The organism is Polynucleobacter sp. 35-46-11 (genome assembly GCF_002281105.1).
Genome location: NZ_NCFJ01000757.1, coordinates 1 through 1,009, shown reverse-complemented (window position 1 = coordinate 1,009; position 1,009 = coordinate 1). Strand labels below are relative to the sequence as shown.

1 protein-coding gene is annotated in these 1,009 nt (G+C 42.2%); it reads right to left on the bottom strand.

Annotated elements, in window-relative coordinates; all coding sequences use genetic code 11:
- Positions 1–1,009: phosphoenolpyruvate carboxylase (locus B7Y67_RS19360; RefSeq protein ID WP_293600026.1), on the bottom strand; the 1,009-nt coding region annotated here is incomplete at both ends.

The following is a 1,009-nucleotide window of genomic DNA, read 5'->3' as shown; positions in this document are numbered from 1 at the left end:
CCACCATCTTTATTGGAATCAGAGTAGCCCAGCATAATATCTTGCTCTCCACCCGATCTTTTAACGATATCTAAGATACCTGGCAAAGCATATAAATCATGCATGATGGGTGCGGCATTGCGTAAATCTTCAATCGTTTCAAATAAAGGCACCACAATCAGATCGACACTAGCCTTTTTACCCAACATGCCATGCATCAAACCAACTTCCTTTTGGAGTAAGAACACCTCCAATAAATCACTTACGGTTTCAGTATGGCTAATAATGTAGTGTCGTATGGCATCCCCGCCAAAGAGTGTACGCATTTTTTTAGCCATTGTAAAAATGGCGATTTCAGATATCGCAAAATCTGAATATTGATGACCTACTACTTGGAGTGGTTGTGGATCTTTCAAGAGAGATAACAACAAGTCACGCTTTTGCATCTCAGTCAGATTGGCATACCCTGCCTCAATTGCCGATACAGAAAGCAATTCTGCTAGTACGAGTTCATGCATATCAGAACTTTGACGTAAATCAACAGTAGCTAGATGAAAGCCAAAAACTTCAACTGTCCTGATAAGTCCGCGTAATCGTTTTTGAGATAAGGCCTTTGCTCCTTGCAATATAAGCGAGGCATCAATAGTTTTTAAATCAGCCAAAAATGCTTCTGCATTTTCATAAGGATTTTGTGGCGGAACTGCATGCCTAGCTGCATCAGTATGCGTCAACACCTTCAAAGTAGCTGCCAGTCGCGCATAGATGCCAGTCAAGGCACGTCGATAAGGCTCATCCTGCCGATGTTCATTAGTATCAGGTGATGCGGCCGCAAGGTCCTGCATCTTCTTTGGAAATTTAACTAGTAAAGCTGATATAGACAACTCCCTACCTAAATGGTGCACTTCCGTTAAATAGTGGCGTAAGACCATTTCTGCTTGACGTGAAATTGCATACTCTAGTGTTTGCGCATTAACATTTGGATTACCATCCCGGTCACCCCCAATCCACTGACCCATTTTTAGAAAACTCG